This window comes from Mycobacterium avium subsp. avium, from assembly GCF_009741445.1.
Lineage (GTDB): Bacteria > Actinomycetota > Actinomycetes > Mycobacteriales > Mycobacteriaceae > Mycobacterium > Mycobacterium avium.
In genome coordinates, this window is sequence record NZ_CP046507.1 from 4,569,982 (window position 1) to 4,585,879 (window position 15,898).

The 15,898-nt window shown below is 70.4% G+C and carries 15 protein-coding genes and 1 pseudogene; 5 read left to right on the top strand and 11 right to left on the bottom strand.

Annotated features, from left to right (window positions below; translation table 11 throughout):
- Positions 1 to 112 precede the first annotated feature (112 nt).
- The 3 genes from MAA44156_RS21445 to mrf all read right to left on the bottom strand — a co-directional run bounded on the left by MAA44156_RS21445 (position 113) and on the right by mrf (position 3,987).
- Entirely contained in the window at positions 113 to 1,579 is a 1,467-nt protein-coding gene (locus MAA44156_RS21445) for a PPE family protein (protein WP_009979571.1), read from the bottom strand.
- Positions 1,580 to 1,758: 179 nt separating this feature from the next.
- Positions 1,759 to 2,664, bottom strand: a complete 906-nt coding sequence (locus MAA44156_RS21450; RefSeq protein WP_009979572.1) for a class I SAM-dependent methyltransferase — start codon at positions 2,662 to 2,664, stop codon at positions 1,759 to 1,761.
- Positions 2,665 to 2,790: 126 nt separating this feature from the next.
- Positions 2,791 to 3,987 carry a ribosome hibernation factor-recruiting GTPase MRF gene (gene mrf, locus MAA44156_RS21455; RefSeq protein WP_009979574.1) on the bottom strand — a complete coding sequence of 399 codons (1,197 nt, stop codon included), beginning with the start codon at positions 3,985 to 3,987 and terminating at the stop codon, positions 2,791 to 2,793.
- 101 nt (positions 3,988 to 4,088) lie between these two features.
- Between mrf and rpmB the strand changes: the two genes are divergently transcribed.
- The gene (gene rpmB, locus MAA44156_RS21460) at positions 4,089 to 4,325 is read left to right on the top strand and encodes a 50S ribosomal protein L28 (protein ID WP_009979576.1); all 237 of its coding nucleotides are present in this window, start codon (positions 4,089 to 4,091) and stop codon (positions 4,323 to 4,325) included.
- Positions 4,325 to 4,489, top strand: a complete 165-nt coding sequence (rpmG, locus tag MAA44156_RS21465) for a 50S ribosomal protein L33 (protein ID WP_009979577.1) — start codon at positions 4,325 to 4,327, stop codon at positions 4,487 to 4,489. Before rpmB ends, rpmG begins: the two co-directional genes overlap by 1 nt.
- A gap of 11 nt (positions 4,490 to 4,500) precedes the next feature.
- On the opposite strand, the gene MAA44156_RS21470 is transcribed toward rpmG, so the two are convergent.
- From MAA44156_RS21470 to MAA44156_RS21485, 4 genes are all read right to left on the bottom strand, one after another.
- On the bottom strand, positions 4,501 to 5,238 hold the full coding sequence (locus MAA44156_RS21470; RefSeq protein WP_009979578.1) for a TIGR03943 family putative permease subunit: 738 nt from the start codon (positions 5,236 to 5,238) through the stop codon (positions 4,501 to 4,503).
- Complete coding sequence (locus tag MAA44156_RS21475) at positions 5,238 to 6,230, bottom strand: permease (protein WP_009979579.1); 993 nt, start codon at positions 6,228 to 6,230, stop codon at positions 5,238 to 5,240. Before MAA44156_RS21475 ends, MAA44156_RS21470 begins: the two co-directional genes overlap by 1 nt.
- A 38-nt stretch (positions 6,231 to 6,268) precedes the next feature.
- Complete coding sequence (locus tag MAA44156_RS21480; protein ID WP_033730512.1) at positions 6,269 to 7,852, bottom strand: PPE family protein; 1,584 nt, start codon at positions 7,850 to 7,852, stop codon at positions 6,269 to 6,271.
- Positions 7,853 to 7,946: 94 nt separating this feature from the next.
- Complete coding sequence (locus MAA44156_RS21485; RefSeq protein WP_009979584.1) at positions 7,947 to 8,891, bottom strand: oxygenase MpaB family protein; 945 nt, start codon at positions 8,889 to 8,891, stop codon at positions 7,947 to 7,949.
- A gap of 83 nt (positions 8,892 to 8,974) precedes the next feature.
- On the opposite strand from MAA44156_RS21485, the gene MAA44156_RS21490 reads away from it, so the two are divergent.
- Positions 8,975 to 9,637: a TetR/AcrR family transcriptional regulator gene (locus tag MAA44156_RS21490; RefSeq protein ID WP_009979585.1), complete on the top strand. Its 663-nt coding sequence runs from the start codon at positions 8,975 to 8,977 to the stop codon at positions 9,635 to 9,637.
- Here the strand turns inward: MAA44156_RS21490 and MAA44156_RS21495 are convergent.
- From MAA44156_RS21495 to MAA44156_RS21510, 4 genes and pseudogenes are all read right to left on the bottom strand, one after another.
- Positions 9,634 to 10,986, bottom strand: coding sequence for a WS/DGAT/MGAT family O-acyltransferase (locus tag MAA44156_RS21495; RefSeq protein ID WP_033730514.1), 1,353 nt, complete (start codon positions 10,984 to 10,986; stop codon positions 9,634 to 9,636). The genes MAA44156_RS21490 and MAA44156_RS21495 overlap by 4 nt on opposite strands.
- A gap of 2 nt (positions 10,987 to 10,988) precedes the next feature.
- Positions 10,989 to 12,464 (bottom strand): condensation domain-containing protein, encoded by a 1,476-nt coding sequence (locus tag MAA44156_RS21500; RefSeq protein WP_009979591.1) that lies wholly within the window; start codon positions 12,462 to 12,464, stop codon positions 10,989 to 10,991.
- 385 nt (positions 12,465 to 12,849) lie between these two features.
- A pseudogene (locus MAA44156_RS21505) lies at positions 12,850 to 13,385 on the bottom strand (hypothetical protein).
- A 25-nt stretch (positions 13,386 to 13,410) separates the two neighbouring features.
- Entirely contained in the window at positions 13,411 to 13,992 is a 582-nt protein-coding gene (locus MAA44156_RS21510; RefSeq protein ID WP_009979593.1) for a VOC family protein, read from the bottom strand.
- Between the two features lie 184 nt (positions 13,993 to 14,176).
- On the opposite strand from MAA44156_RS21510, the gene MAA44156_RS21515 reads away from it, so the two are divergent.
- Together MAA44156_RS21515 and MAA44156_RS21520 are read left to right on the top strand one after the other, a co-directional pair.
- Positions 14,177 to 14,743 (top strand): TetR/AcrR family transcriptional regulator, encoded by a 567-nt coding sequence (locus MAA44156_RS21515; RefSeq protein ID WP_162151401.1) that lies wholly within the window; start codon positions 14,177 to 14,179, stop codon positions 14,741 to 14,743.
- Positions 14,740 to 15,882 carry an alpha/beta hydrolase gene (locus MAA44156_RS21520; protein ID WP_029248642.1) on the top strand — a complete coding sequence of 381 codons (1,143 nt, stop codon included), beginning with the start codon at positions 14,740 to 14,742 and terminating at the stop codon, positions 15,880 to 15,882. The genes MAA44156_RS21515 and MAA44156_RS21520 overlap by 4 nt, the downstream gene beginning before the upstream one ends.
- Positions 15,883 to 15,898: the final 16 nt, after the last annotated feature.

Below are 15,898 nucleotides of genomic sequence, written 5' to 3' on the forward strand. Positions count from 1 at the left end.
AAATCATTTTCATTATCAATTCCGGCGTGCCTCCCGCGGACGGGTAGCGGATGGGTAGCCGGGCACGGTCACGCAGCCAGTAGTCGGGCGCCGCGGCGGTAAAGTTCCGCCGCTACTCGCCGGTCCAGTTGCCCGGCACCATGGGCATCGACGGTCCGGTGCCGAACTCGTCGCCGGCCAGCGTGGCCAGCCCGGTCGCCTGCGCGGGGGCCGACGGCGCGGTGCCGGCAAAGCCCAGCGGGCCGGCGCCCCGATCCGATGCCGTCACCGAGTCGGTTTCGGGCTCGGGTCCGGCGTCGGGCTCCACGTCCATGAACTCGTAGCCGCGATAGCGGTCCTTCATGGCGGCCCGGCGTCGCCGTCGCGCCCGCGCCCGCTCGGACGCCGATGCGCCGGCCGGCGCGGCGGCCGCGGCGGGGTCGGGCTCGGACGCCTTGCGCTGTGCGCCGCTGCCCATGCCGGTGCCGCTCCCGATGGTCGGGCCGCCGATCAGGTACGGGTAGGCGGTGCCGCCGATGCCGGAGGGCGGCGGCGGTGCGGCCCCGGACGCGGTCACCGTCGCCGACGCGGGGGCCGGTGCGCCGGCCGATGCGGGCGCCGGGGCGGCGACGGCCGCGGCGCCCATCGCGGGACCGGCCACCACGGCCGGCATGCTCGACGGCTGCGGCGGCGGCGCGGCCGGCAGCGCGGGCAGGGGTGCGGCCTTCTGAATCGCGGCGAGCCCGCTCAGGCCGGCGAGTCCCGCCGCGGCCCCGGCCGGCAGGGCGAGGCTGAACGCCGCGATCTGGGGCGCGAAGGCCTGGAAGGCCTCGATGGCGTGGCCGATCTCGTCGACGATCAGCAGCCAGATGTCCCGCAGCAGCTGGGTCAGCGCGGCAGACGGGTTTTCGGGGAACTCCTCGAGATCCCGCCCGATGGTTTGGAAGATCTCCAGGAACCGGTTGACCCACCAGCTCAGCTGGTAGGGGTTGCCGCCGTCGTTGTCGACGATGCCGCCGTCGTCGCCGCTGTCGTCGCTGTCCGAACCGTCCGAGCTGGTGGAGTTGACGATCGACGGCGCCGGGTCGGTCTGCGGCGCGGCGGCCACCGCCGTGCCGGCGACCGCTTGATAGGTGGACATGGTGGTGGCGGCCTGGACCCACATCCGTGCGTAGTCGGCCTCGTTGACCGCGATCGGGATGGTGTTGACGCCGAAGAAGTTGGTCGCCACCAGCGCGGCGTGCGTGGCGTGATTGCCGGCCAGCTCCGGCAGGGTCGGCATCGCGGCCAGCGCGGCGGTGTATGCGGCGGCCGCGGTCTCCTGCTGGGCGGCCACGGCCGCGCTGTTCGCGCTGGCCCGCTCCAGCCACGCCAGATAGGGCGCGTGCGCGGCCACGTACCGCTCGGCGCTGGGCCCCTGCCACGCATCGGATTGCGCCGCCGCCAGCGTCGCGCTGAGTTCCGCGGCGGCCGACGCATAGGTTTCGCTCAACGACGTCCAGGACGCGGCCGCGCTCAGCAGGCCGGCCGGCCCCGGCCCGCTGCTGAGCAGCGTGGAATGGACCTCCGGGGCGAACGCCATCCACACCGGCGCGGTCATGGCCGAAGACTCCTCGTCGGGCTGGGTCAGGAACCGCCGGGGCTGTTCGGCGGCGCACGGGTGAGCCCGGTAGTAGTCGCACCGGGGCCGCGAGAAGTTCCGGCGCGGCGCCGATTCATGGATGACTCATGAAAAGCCGGCCGCGATCGGGGTTCGCGGCCGGTTTGTCGCTCGGCGGGTCAGCCCCGCACGGCGCTCACCAGGGTGTTGCGCGCGATCATCGGCCCGGCCTCGGTGTCCGGGCCGGGCACCGGACGGCCGACCTGGCGCAGGTAGTCGGCCAGCGGGGTGGGCACCGCGGTCCAGCCGCGGCTGCCGAACCACTCGGCGGCCGGCGCGCACTGTTCGTTGTAGACGAGCTGAAAGAATATTCGCTGCTCGCCCTGCTCGTTGGCGGCGCGTTCGGCGGCCACCGCGGCCTCGAAGTCCTCGGGCGTCAGCGGGGCGCCCTCCTCGACGGCGACGTGGCTGCCGTGGCCGGCCAGCGCGTCGATGCCGGTGAACAGCTGCTCCTGGGCGCTGGCCGGCAGATAGATCAGCAGGCCCTCGGCGATCCACGCCGACGGCTTGTCCGGGTCGAATCCGCTGTCCCGCAAGGCCTGCGGCCAGTCCTCGCGCAGATCGACGGCGATCTCGCGGCGCTCGGCGCGCGGGTGGGCGTCGACGCCGGCCAGCACCTCGCGCTTGAAGTCGAGCACCTGCGGCTGGTCCAGTTCGAAGATGGTGGTCGCGGCCGGCCAGTCCAGGCGGTAGGCCCGCGAGTCCAGGCCCGCGGCCAGGATGACGACCTGCCGCACCCCCGCGTCGGCCGCCCGGCGGAAATATTCGTCGAAGTACTTGGTGCGTGCCCCCTGGAAGTTCACGAAGTGCACGCCGAAGTCGTCGGTCTTGAGCTGATGGTCGGGATCCTTGCCGTCCAGCACGTCGGCGGCCGAACCGCCGACGGCGCGGCAGAAGATCTCCGCGTACGGATCCACCGCGAGCGGGTCGGGCTTTTGCGCCTCCAACGCCCGCGCCGTGGCCACGAACAACGCGGTCGAGCCCACGCTGGTGGTGATGTCCCAGGTATCGCCTTCGCTTCGCACGCGATCCACCCTACGCCGCCCGGCCGACACCGCATTTCCGGTGGCGCGCAACGGTACTAGGGTTTCGCAGCTATCGGCGACCGTCGCGTCGGCGGAACTGCTCCATCCCGCCTGCGCCGGCGGGGCTCATGACGGGTCCGGGTCCTGCCGCGCCCCCTGCGCCGCGTTGTCGGCGGCTTCAAGGCCCACGCACGGCTCCTCATGCCAATCGCCGAACGGGTCGTCGTACCCCTCCCACTCGCCGGGGCGCTCCAGCTCCTCGTGGGTGAGCAGCGCCGCCTGCAGCGCGTCGAGAATCTCGGCGGGATCCGCGCCGCACACCAGGATTGCCATCGCGGTGTGCCGATCGCCGTGCCGGTCGTCCCAGCCCAGCGCGGCCAGCACACGGCGCTGGGCATCGATGCCGTCGCGCTCGGGGCCGGTCATGGCGGCCAGCCACTTGCCCGCCGAGCTGACCCGCAGGCCGGCACCGGCCGATTCCAGCCACATCGCGCGGTCGGCCCGACTGGCCAGCCAGAGCCGCCCGCGGGTTCTGATGACGCCGTCGAGCAGCAGATCCAGGCAGGCATGCAGCCGCCCGGGATGGAAGGGCCTTCGAGAGTTGAACTCCACCAAGCGAATCGGCCCGCGCGCATCCAGCGGCGGCTGCCCCGCCAGCAGCGGGCCGTGCGGGTCGTCGACGCGGCCGCGGCGCGCGTCGCGGTACAGGTTGTTCAGTGCGTCATCGATGCCGTCGGCGCCAACTCGGACGCGGGCGCGCGGGGCCAGCCGGCGCAGCACGGCGGCCAGGAACGGATTGGGATGGTCGAGCACCACCACGTCGGCGAATTCGGCCTGACCGATCACCACCTGGGCGTGGGTGCGGCCGTCGTCCAGTTCGTCCTCGCCCAGTGCCTGGCTCAGCCACGTCGAGGAGTCGACACAGGTCACCACGGCGGCGATCGAAACATCAAGGGCCGCAGGGCCGTCGACGCCACCCGGCGCCACCCGGACCCGGACGTGGTTGATGGCCAGGCAGATCGGTTCCGGTTCCAGCCAGGGGGCCAGGTGCACCACGATCCGGTCGACGTCGTCGCGACGGTGCAGTTGACGCAGCAGGACCAGTAGATCGTTGCGGATAGTGCACGACACGCAGCCGTGCGCGAGTTCCAGCCCGCACTCGGTGCTGGTCAAGACGCCATCGGTGAGCACCGCCGTGGTTCGGCGCACCACGTGGCCGTCGAACCGATGCTCGACGACCAGCGTTCCCGGGGTGCGCAGCAGCGCACCCACGACCGGATCCGTGCCGCGTTGGCCGGCAACCAGGATGACGGGCGTCCGCATCGGCCTCCTTATTGGTAATCGTTTTCATCTAAGCCACCCATACGGTACCGTTCGTGGCGGGCCTTGTCGAAAATGATTTTCAATAAGCGGAGAGGGGTTACGTGTCTGCCCACTGCCAGGTGACGGGCCGGCGGCCGAGCTTCGGTAATGCGGTGTCGCATTCGCATCGCCGGACGCCTCGGCGCTGGTCACCCAACATTCAACTGAAGACCTATTACCTGCCCTCGGAGGGGCGCCGGGTCCGGCTGCGGGTCAGCGCCAAGGGCATCAAGGTTATCGACCGCGACGGCATCGAGGCGGTGGTGGCGCGGCTGCGCCGGCAAGGGCAGCAAATCTGATGGCCCGCAACGAGATTCGACCCTTGGTCAAACTGCGTTCGACGGCCGGGACCGGATACACCTACATCACCCGCAAGAACCGGCGCAATGACCCCGACCGGCTGGTGCTGCGCAAATACGATCCGGTCGTCCGCCGCCACGTCGACTTCCGCGAAGAGCGCTGAGCGAAGGCGGGTCAGCGCGGGTAGGCGTAGGGGTTGCGCGGCGCATCGATCCGGGTGACCGCGGTGGTCTGCAGCGTCGGAATCACCGCCGATTTCGGTTGCCGCGGCGCCGGAATGACCTGACCTTCGACCCGGATCCAGGTGTTGTCCGGCAGGCCGGCGGCGGCCGCGGCGGCCGGGCCGCGCAGATGGATACGGGCCAGCTGCGCGTCGGCCGCACAGCAGACGATCACGACGCGTCCCAGGTCGACGCCGTGAGCCTCGTTGAGGACGAAGCCGGTCACGGTGATCGTCCGGTTCGTCAGCGATCCGGTGGTGTCCTGCGCCTCGCGCATCAACACCTCCGGCAGCGACACTTCCGGGGACGATCCCGTCGGCAACGGCGGAAACTTTTGTCTCAGAACATCATTGGACACCGCCATCACCGACGGGGCCGCCGCGGAAGGACGCAGCGCCGGCGGCGCCACGAACATCAGCACCAGCACGGGAAGCACCAGCAGCCAGACGAGGCCGCTGCGGTGGGAGTGCTCGTGGCCCGCCCCGCCGGGCGCGTCGACGGTGCGCGGGCCACCGCGGCGGATGTCGCCCACGATGGCCGCCAGCGCCAACCCGATCAACACCACGGCCGAGGTCACCAGCCACGGCCACAGTCCGGGTTTGACATACCGGGTGAACACGCCGGAGGCGGTGATGATGACCATGCTGATGCCCACCAACAGCAACACGGTGTTTTCGGTCTCGCGGCTCATCAGCGCGCGCCCAGCACGAAAAAGCCGATGCCGCAAGCACTCACGGTTGCTACGAGAAGAGTGCACGGCGCAAAACGGGCCGCGAATGCCCGGCCGAACATGCCCGCCTGCATGGCGAACAGCTTGACGTCGACGGCGGGCCCGACGACGAGGAACACCAGCCGGGGCAACAGCGGCACCATCGTCAGACTGGCCGCCACGAACGCATCCGCTTCCGAGCACAGCGCCAGCACCACCGCCAGGGCGGCCATCAGCGCGACGCCGAGCGCCAGGTCACCGGCCAGATGCGTGAACACCCACGGCGGCACGGCCACGTGCAGCAGTGCGGCGGCGGCGGCACCGAGGACCAAATACGATGCGGCTTGCAGGAAGTCGTGACGGGCCGCCTCGGTGAAGACCTCCAACCGCGATTCGGCCGGCGCCCGGGATGCCGGCAGTGCGCGCGTGATCCATTCCGGACGGCCCCAGCGTGACCACACCCAACCCATGACGACGGCGGTCAGCAGCGACGCGCCCAGCCGCGCGAACACCATGCCGGGCAAGCCCGGAAACGCCACCGCGGTGGACGCCAGGACGACCGGGTTGATCGCCGGCGCCGCCAGCATGAACGTCAACGCGGCCGCCCCCGTCGCCCCGCCCTCGCCGAACAGCCGCCGCGCCAGCGGCACCGACCCGCACTCGCAACCGGGCAACGCCATCCCGCCCGCACCGGCCGCCAGGACCGCCGTCGCCGGCCGACGCGGCAGCCAGCGCGCCAATCGCTCGGGCGAGACGAACACCGCGATCAGCCCGCTCACCACCACCCCGAGCACCAAAAACGGGATCGCCTGGACGAAAACCCCGCAGAACACGGTGCCGACCGTGGACAACGCCGCGCTGTTGCCGACCACGGTCCGCAGGGTGGTCGCGGCCAGGGCGCAGGCCAGCAGGATGCCGACCAGCACCTCCATCGACCCGATTCGCCAGCCGCGGACGGCCTTCAGCGTCGCCACCGGGCCATTATCGCTGCGCGCCCGTCGCAACGAACCGACTAGCTGTCGTGTTCGGCTCCCGCGTCGTCGCCCGGTTCCCAGCTGCCCGGCATCATCGGCATCGTCGGACCGCCGAGCTCGGCGCCGGGCAGGGTGGTCAACCCGGCGGCCGCGCCGGCCGCGTCCTTCCGCGCGGTGCCGGCGAAGCCCAGCGCGCCCGCGCCCCGATCGGACGCCGAGGACTCGGGGCCGGCCGGCCCGCCCCAGTCCGGGTCGACGTCGACGTTCATGTCCATGAACTCCTCGCCGTGCCCGCGCCGGGTGGCGCGGCGGCGCCGGCGCGACCGGGCGGCATTGCGTGCCGCCGCGGCCGCCGCGGCGGCGGCGCTGTCGGGTTCCGGCGCTTTGCGTTTGGCGCTCGAGCTGGCGCTGGCGCTCATCCCCGAGCCGGTTCCCATGCCCGGCGGGCCGATGACGTAGGGCGGGAAGAATCCCGCCGCGGGCGCGACGGGTGCCGGTGCCGCGGGCGGCACGCCGGCCACCGTGGTCGCCGTGGCGGCGGGCGCGGGCGCCGGGGCCGTCGCCACCGGGGCGGCCGCTGCGACGGGGGTGGGTGCGATGGCGATGGCGGGCGGCAGGCCGGGCGGGGCCGGCGGGGCCGCGACGGCCGCGGGGACGGCCACCGGCTGCGGGAGGGCCGCCAGCCCGGCCAGCCCGGCGAATCCGCCGACGGCGGCGAACGGCGCGGCCGCCAGCAACAGCGCGGGGGCCAGCAACTCCGGCTGGCTCATGAAGATCTCCAGGATGTGCGTCGGCCAGTCGAACAGCATGAGTTGCACCAGGTACTGGAACGCCAAGGCGGGATTGTGCACCAGGTAATAGCCGAACTGCTCGAAATCCTCCAGCAGTTCCAGGGCGCGCACCACCCAGAAGATGGGTTCCCCGGCATTCGTGTAGGCGTCGTAGTCCAGCCCGTTGACGGTTCCCTTGGCCGGGTCCCAGTCGATCCCCAGGTTCCTCAGGATGTTCGCGATGAAGTCGTTGAACGGGTTGTCGATCTTGGGGTCGTGATCTTCGTTGCCCGAATCGTCTTGCGAGGCATCAGATTTCATGATCTGCGGTGCCGGTCCGGCTTGCGGTGTGGACGCGACGGCGGCGGTGGACACCGCGTGATAGGTGGACATGGTGGTCGCCGCCTGCGTCCACATCCGCGCATAGTCGGCCTCGTTGACCGCGATCGGCACCGTGTTGACACCGAAGAAGTTGGTGGCCACCAGGGTCGCGTGCACGGCGTGGTTGGCGGCCAGCTCCGGCAGCGTCGGCATCGTGGCCAGCGCGGTGGTGTAGGCGGTCGCGGCCACCTCGTGCTGGGCGGCCACCGCCGCGCTGTCGGCGCTGGCCTTGGTCAGCCATGCCAGGTAGGGGGCGTGCGCGCCGACGTACGATTCGCCGCTGACGCCCTGCCAGGCGCCCGCGGCGACGCCGGTCAGCAGCGTGCTCAATTGCTCTGCCGCAGAAGCATATTCGGCACTCAACTGCGACCATGCGCCGGCGGCGGCCAGCAACGACGCGGGTCCAGGGCCGCTGCTGAGCAGCGCGGAATGCAGTTCGGGCGGCGAGGCCATGAAGATCGGCGCCGTCATGGGTCTCCTCAGGCTGGAAGGCGGACCAGACTGAGCAAACTTTAATGAAAATGATTATTGTTATCAACCCGGCCGTGGCGGCCGGCCGCCCGCGCTACACGAGCGGACGCCCCTTGCGGATCCGGCGGTCCAGGTCGTAGAGCAGGACGTTGAACGGGAATTGCCGGATGAACCGCGGTAGGTAGCGGTTCACCGTCGCCAACACCGCGATCAGCCGGTCGAAGCGCCGCTGCTTGGTCGCGTCCCAGGGCAGCCGCATCTCGTCGCGGAACCGCTGCGGCAGGAAGCCGGTCGTGATGAACAACGCGAAGCCCTCGGTGAGACGCCGCACCGGGCCGGGCAGCCACACTCCCCGAATGCGGTTGGCCGCAATGGGATACAGATACTCGCGCACGGCGTCGTCGATGTGCACCTTGGCCAGCGACTCCTCCCAGTAGCGGTCGAACGCCGCGCGGTCCGGCGGCCACATCGCCGGCGGCACCTGCAGCGTGGTGGCCAGCGTCATGCCCTCGCGGTAGTGGCGGTCGGCGTCGTCGCCGTCGAGTTCGCCGATGAACATCCGGTAGATGTCCAGCCCGCCCTTGTACAGGCAGGCGCCCACCCACAGCTGCAGGTTGGGGTCGAAGGCGTTGTAGGACACCGGGCTTTCCGGCGTCGAGTACACCTGCGCGTGCGCCCGGTTCACCGCCCGGCGGAAGGCGTCCTTCTGCGCCTCGCTGCCGGAGGTCGCCACGGCCAGGTAGGTGAAGGTGGTGCGGGCCCGCTTGATCGGATGCAGGTCGACCCGGCCGCTTTCCACGCGGCTTTCCATCACGCCGTAGCCGACACCGGGATTGGCCAGCTGCATGATCACGTTCGCCGGGCCGGCCAGCAGCGCCACGCCCATCAGCCCCTCGTCGATGCCCAGCGTCCGCAGCGGCTTGCGCCGCCGGGGCCGGGGCGGGTCGGTGACGCGGCGCTCGACGTGGCTCGTCGGCTCGACATGGCCCGTCGGCTCGACATGGGCCGTCGGCTGGTGCACCGGCTCGTGAATCGCCATCGTCAGGTCCTCCCGCAGCACTGGTCCGCTAATCTGCGAACGCTTGTTTCCTGATATTGTCGTGGCCCGGCGTTGGTGTCAAGATGGTGTGCATGAGCCAGACGTCCGGCGCGCGGCCGTACCGCGGGGTCGAGGCGGCCGAGCGGCTGGCCACCCGGCGCAACCGGCTGCTGGGCGCGGGGCTGGACCTGCTGGGGGCCGAGCAGCAGAACATTGCGGCGGTCACCGTCCGCGGCGTGTGCCGCCGCGCCGGCCTGGCGGCGCGTTACTTCTACGAAAGCTTCACCGACAAGGACCAATTCGTGGCGTGTGTGTTCGACTGGGTGGTCGCCGAGCTGGCCGCGACCACGCAGGCCGCGGTGACGGCGGTGCCGGCCCACGAGCAGACCCGCGCGGGCATGGCCAACATCGTGCGGACCATCACCGAGGACGCCCGGGTGGGCCGGCTGCTGTTCAGCACCCAGCTGGCCGATCCGGTGGTGGTGCGCAAGCGCGCCGAGTCCAGCGCGCTGTTCGCGATGCTGTCCGGCCAGCACGTGGGCGACGCGCTACGGATGCCGGCCAACGACCGGATCAAGGCGGCCGCCCACTTCGTGGTCGGCGGCGTGGCACAGACCATCAGCGCCTGGCTGGCCGGCGAGGTGCGTCTCGAGCCCGATCAGCTCGTCGACCAGCTCGCCGCGCTGCTCGACGAGCTGGCCGAGCCGGCCCTGTACCGGCGCACCGAAACGCCCGCGCAGTCCTAGCGGGTTGCCACCGCGCGGACCGGATTCCAGCCCGTCGCGGCGGTCAGCGAAAAATCGTTCAGCGCCCCCGAAAGGGCTTGCCGCAACGCCTCGTTCGAATTCTGCCGGCCCAGCTCGTAGCCCAGGACCGAGACGAAGACCCGGTCGTGCACTCGTCCCGACAGCAGCGCCAGCGCTCCGTTGGTGCGCTGCATGGTCGCGTCGGTCACGCCCGGGTACACCGACCTCATCGCGAAATAGTCGGCGTCCGTGCCGTCTGGCCGGTTGGCGGCCGGGTCGAGCGCACCGAGGTTGGACGACACCACCGTGGTGGCGCCGCCGGTGACCACGCCGAGCAGCCGCCGGAACACCCGCTTGGGGATCAGCGGAACCAGCGGCAGCAACGCCCACCGCTCGTCGGGCAGGTCGTGGTGGCGGACCAGGGCGTGCTTGACCGCGGCCCGGATCGCGCGCAGGTCGGTGCCGATCGCCGCGGGTCCCAGCAGCACGTCGACGTTGGTAACGGCGTTGGCGCGGGTGTCGCCGGCAACGCGTTCGTTGACCGGCATGCCGACGGTGACCGAACCGTCGCGGGCGACCCGTCCCACCCGCTGGGCGAGGCGGGCGGCCAGTCCGGCGAGCAGCGCGTTGCTGGTGCCGCCCAGGGTCCGGGCGCGGGCGTCCCACTCGTCGGCGTCGACGAAGATCGTCTGCGCGGGAACGGTGATGCGGTCTTGGGTGCCGCGCCGCCGGGTCGCGCGGCCCCGTGCCGGCGCCGCGCCGTCGCGGCCCTGGCGCAGCATCCGTGCCGCCGCCCGCACCGCACGGCCGACATCGCCTGTGTCGCGGGCGGTTTGGCGTGCGTCCTCGGCCACCGCGGACCAGCGTGGCCGGCCCGCCGCCGCGGGCCAGCGGACCGTGTCCGCGCGCCCGAGAGCCGCGTCGGCCAGCGCCTCGCACAGCCCGACGCCGTCGGTCAGGCAGTGCGTGGTGACCAGGCTCACCACCGCGCCGCCGTCGGTCAGCGGCAACACCGCCAGGTGCCACCCGGGCCCGTGCTCGGCGTCCGGCCGCCTGCCGGCCTGCTCGGTTAGCCAGGCGTCGACGGCATCCCGCGGCCGCGGCACCGCGACCACCTCGAGGGCGCCCTGCGCGCCGGTCGACACCCAGCGATGACGGCCGAACGGCAACGGGGAGCACTCGATCCGCCGCGCCAGCCGTCCGGCACCCAGGTGCCGGTGGAACCGCCTCAGCCCGGCCAGGTCGATCGCGCGGTCGTACACCCACACGCATTGCAGCAGGCTGGTGGCTCCCGTCGCCCGCTCACCGAGAAACAGGGTCTGGTCGGCCAAATCCAGCACGTTGCTCATGATTACGCCGCTTCGGTGTCGTCCGCGGTGGGCGCCAAGGTGCCCGGTTCGTGCGAATCGGGTTGGCGCACAACCACGACGGGCTCGTCCGCGGCGGGCCTGGCGACGCGGATGAACACCCGGATCAGCGTGGCGATGTAGCGCAGCACCGAGTCGCGGGCGATCGCGTTGTCCGGGAACGACATTGTCACCGTGGTGTTCGCGGCCTGGCGGTTGATCCACATGTTCACCCCGCCGTGCGAAAGGCTGTCGCCGTAGGTGCCGAACTTGGTCTCGGCCCACAGGCCGTTGAGGGGAATCTTGCGGAAGTCGAGGAACGACAACATCATCGGCAGCTGGGTGGGCAGTTTGATACCCAGTTCGTCCGGCGTGGCAAGCTCCAGCACCCGCTCCACCGGCACGTCGGCCAGGCGTTGGGCGTCGTCGAACGACTTCTGCGCCGTCCTGGCCGCCTGGGCGAACGTTTCGCCCGCGGTCGGCACCGTGACCGGGATCAGGCTGGCGAACCAGCCCAGGGTCATGGTGTCGACGCCGGGTGTGCGGGTGTCCCGGGCGGTGAATCCGTGATACGTCGTCTTGCCGGTCAATTCGTGTTCGGCCAGCGCCGTGCAGGCCAGCACTCCCCCGATGAACCGGGCGCCGGCCGCCCCGCAGGCGGCGTCGAATGACGTCGTGTCCGCGGCGTCCATCAGCTCGACGGTCAGCAGGTCGCCCTTGCTGCTGGCCCACGTGTCGCCCAGGGGCAGCGGAAAACTCGGCCAGTCGCCGTCGGTGTCGCGCGCGAACTCGATCCAGTGCTTGATCTCCGGCGACGACAAGGTCAGCGCGGCGGCCTTCGCGCGCTGGCGCACCGCGTAGTCGCGGTAGCTGCGGATCTCCGGCAGCCCCGCGGGCAGCCGGCCGGTATGGGCCAGCTCCTGATAGGTCAGGTGGATGTCGAGGAAGATGAGGGCGGCCGAAAGACCGTCGATGTGCAGGTGGTCGACGCTGGCGTAGAAGGTGAAATACTCTGCGTGCTGGATGATTCCGTAGGTGAAGCAACCCCATTCCAGGGTCTGCGGAGTGCTTGTCAGCACGTGCGTGCGCACCTGGTCGGCGTTCATCTGCCCGAGCGGCACCGCAACGTAGTCGATGTCCTCGGGACGGTCGATGACCCGGCGCACGAAGACGCCGTTGTCGTGCTCGAACCAACTGTGGTAGGTGTCCTGCCGGCGCAGGTGCGCGTTGATGGTCGCCGTCATCGCGCCAATGTCGCAGGCGCCGGGGATGTCCCACGCCACGACCATCAGCCGCGGTAGCTGGCGGTCCAGCACCTTGCCGTGGTAGGCGGCCCAGAGGTGTTGGTTCTGTTGGTAACTCGGCGGCAGGTCACTTCGCCGCGCGGCGCGCGCGGCTTCGAGCGCGGCCGGCGCGGCCATCCACATCGTGACCGGGCCGTGCGGCGGTTGCCATTCGTTGATGTTGCCGAGTGCGACCATTTCCTCGAATCCTTGTGCTGTGTGAGCCGACGCTTCCGGTGCGGCCGGGGGTTGCGAAAGTGCATTGAGCGCTTGGCTTTTCGCACATCATCGGTTTGGTTTCGCGCTGGAAATCGGCAACGGTCTCGACCCCTGAGGCGGACTGAACCACCCCGTCGCTTGCACCCCCTGTGTCGCTGCTGTGACGCTAGCTGACGGAGGCGAAGATTTCGGCGGTTTTGTGAAGACTCGCATTCCCCAGCGAAATCACCGGCGGTGCAGTAACCTCTCCTGCCCGACAGGTCCCCGATCCGGACGCCAGGCACCCGCGCGCGCGGTGTCCTCGCCAATTCCGCTGTGCGGGTCGGTAACTCGGGATACGATTGACCGTTGGGCGGCCGGACCGTCAGGGGAACAGCGGCAGGTCCCACAGTCGCATGCCGGGGCGCAGCAGCCACAGCCGCATCATGGTGAGCCGGGTGATGCGCAGCGCGCTCAGGATCATGAAGACGGCCAACGGCACCTCGATCAGCAGCGCGGTGATCACCGACAGCCAGACGTCCTTGGGTCCGGCGGTCATCAGGTCGAACCACGCGTCACAGATCAGCAGGACGCGGCGAGCCCGAGCAGCTGGCGGCGCAGGTAGCCGAGCACCGCGGTGGCCAGCATGAAACCGACCAGCAGCACGTCGAAGCCGATCCAGGTGATCGGCCAGTTGTGGGCGACGTAGTTCTCCGGCAGCGTCACCGACAGGTAGCCGAGCCACGGGATCATCGCCATGGAGCCGCCGATCATCAGGCTCAGCCGGATGCGCCGCATCCGGGCCAGATATTCCGGGTCGATCACTTCGCCCAGGGGCCGCTTCAGCCGGGAGACGAGTTCGCGCCGTTGCTCGGGCGTGAGCGCCGCGATCTGTTCGTCGGTCAATATGCCGTCGGTCATGACACCATCCTCCGGCTCGGCGGCGTCAGCGCCCGGCGCCCACCCGGGGCCGGCGGTCTGCCGCGGTCTTGGGCACCGCTCGAGCGTCGCCGCTGTCGAATTCCTTCACCCAGCAAGCGAACTCGAGGGTGATGCCGTCGGGGTCCTGGAAGTAGAAGGAGCGCACGTAGACGCCGGGGTGCACGGTCGCGGAGACCTGCATCGGGCTTTCGTCGTGGTTGAGCACCGGGCCGACCCGCACACCCTTGTCCTTGAGCCGTTGGCGGTAGGCGTCGAACTTCTCGGCGGGCACGTGGAAGGCCAGGTGGTTCATGGTGCTCACCGCGCTGGTGATGTCGCCGATGCCGGGGATGGCGCCCGGCGACGAGATGCCCGGGACGCGGTCGGGCGCGTCGGCGAACCAGAAGAAGGCCACGCAGTCGCCGTTGCCGGCGTCGAAGAAGAAGTGCTGGCCCGCGCCGCCGGGCAGATCGAGCGATTTGACCAGCGGCATGCCCAGCACGTTGCTGTAGAAGTCCACGGTTTTCGCCATGTCCGAACACACCAGGGCGACGTGATTGATCCCGCCGAGTTCGAATTCGGTGTTGGTGTTGTGCGGCTTGATCATCGGGTTTCTCCCTCGGTCCCCGGGTGACGATCCTGGCCAAGACCCGAATCTGAATCTAACATCAGATTCAGTTTTGGCCCAGGGAGGTGCGCAGGTGTCGACCGCGGCATCCCCGGCTGACCGGCCCGGCCGGCCCGCGGCGCTGCCCACGCATCGGGGCAGGCGCACCCGGGCCGCCATCGACATGGCCGCCCGCACCGTCATCGCCCGCAAGGGTGTGCTGGCCACCACCATCGCCGACATCGCCGCGGAGGCGGGCCGCTCGGCGGCATCCTTCTACAACTACTACGACTCCAAGGAGGCGATGGTGCGCCAGTGGGCGCTGCGCTTCCGCGACGAGGCCAACCAGCGGGCGCGGTCGGCGACCCGGCACGGCCTGTCCGATCGGGACCGCGCCTACACCGCGGCCGCCGCCCACTGGCACACCTACCGCAACCGGCTGGCCGAGGTGATCAGCGTGTCACAACTGGCCATGGTCAACGACGACTTTGCTCGGTACTGGGCCGAAATCTGCGCGATACCAATCTCTTTCATCGCCGAATCGGTGCGGCGCGCACAAGCCCGGGGCTACTGCCGCGACGACGACCCGCAGCTGATCGCCGAGGCGATCGTGGCGATGTTCAACCAGTTCTGCTACATCCAGCTCGGTTCCGCGCGCTCCGGGGAACCCGACGACCAGGCCTGCATCCGAACCCTGGCCAACATCTATTACCGGGCCATCTACGGGCGTGAGGAGGAGCCGCAGAGTTGAGTCGCGAATCGAGTCGCCGTACCGGCGCCGGGGTGATCCGGGAATTCGTCGGGCTGCCCTCGCGCACCGCCGGCCGCGCGGGCGCCGGCGGGCATCCCTGCCAGGGGCTCTACCACCGGGGCGTGGGACGCAAACCGAAGGTGGCGATGATCGCCACGCACTACCAGATCGACTTCTCCGAGCACTATCTGGCGGACTACATGGCCACCCGCGGCATCGGTTTTCTCGGCTGGAACACCCGGTTCCGCGGCTTCGAGAGCAGCTTCCTGCTCGACCACGCGCTGGTCGACATCGGCGTCGGTGTGCGCTGGCTGCGCGACGTCCAGGGAGTGGATACCGTTGTGCTGCTGGGCAATTCGGGCGGCGGATCGCTAATGGCCGCCTACCAGTCGCAGGCCGTCGAGCCGAACGTGACCCCGCTGGACGGGATGCGCCCGGCGGCGGGGCTGACCGAATTGCCGCCGGCCGACGGCTATGTGGCCACCGCCGCCCACCCGGGGCGCCCGGAGGTGCTCACCGCCTGGATGGACGCCGCCGTCGTCGACGAGAACGACCCCGTCGCCACCGACGCCGACCTCGACCTGTTCAACGAGCGCAACGGCCCGCCGTATGCGCCGGAGTTCCTCGCCCGCTACCGGGCCGCGCAGACCGCGCGCAACCACGCCATCACCGACTGGGCCGAAAAGGAGCTGAAACGCATTCGCGCCGCGGGGTTTTCGGACCGCCCGTTTTCGGTCATGCGCACCTGGGCCGACCCCCGCATGGTGGATCCGACCATCGAGCCCACCAAGCGCCAACCCAACACGTGCTACGCGGGTGTCCCGGCCAAGGCGAACCGTTCCGCGCACGGCATCGCCGCGGCGTGCACGCTGCGGAACTGGTTGAGCATGTGGAGCCTGCGGGTGGCGCAAACCCGGGCCGAACCGCACCTGGCCCGCATCGGCTGCCCCGCGCTGGTGATCAACGCCGAGGCCGACACGGGGGTGTTTCCCTCTGACGCGCAACGCATCTTCGACGCGCTGGCCAGCACCGACAAGACGCGGGCCTCGATCGACACCGACCACTACTTCACCACGCCCGGGGCGCGCAGCGAGCAGGCCGATCTCATCGCGCGGTGGATCTTCAAGCGGTGGCGCTAGCCGCTGGCCCATGTCG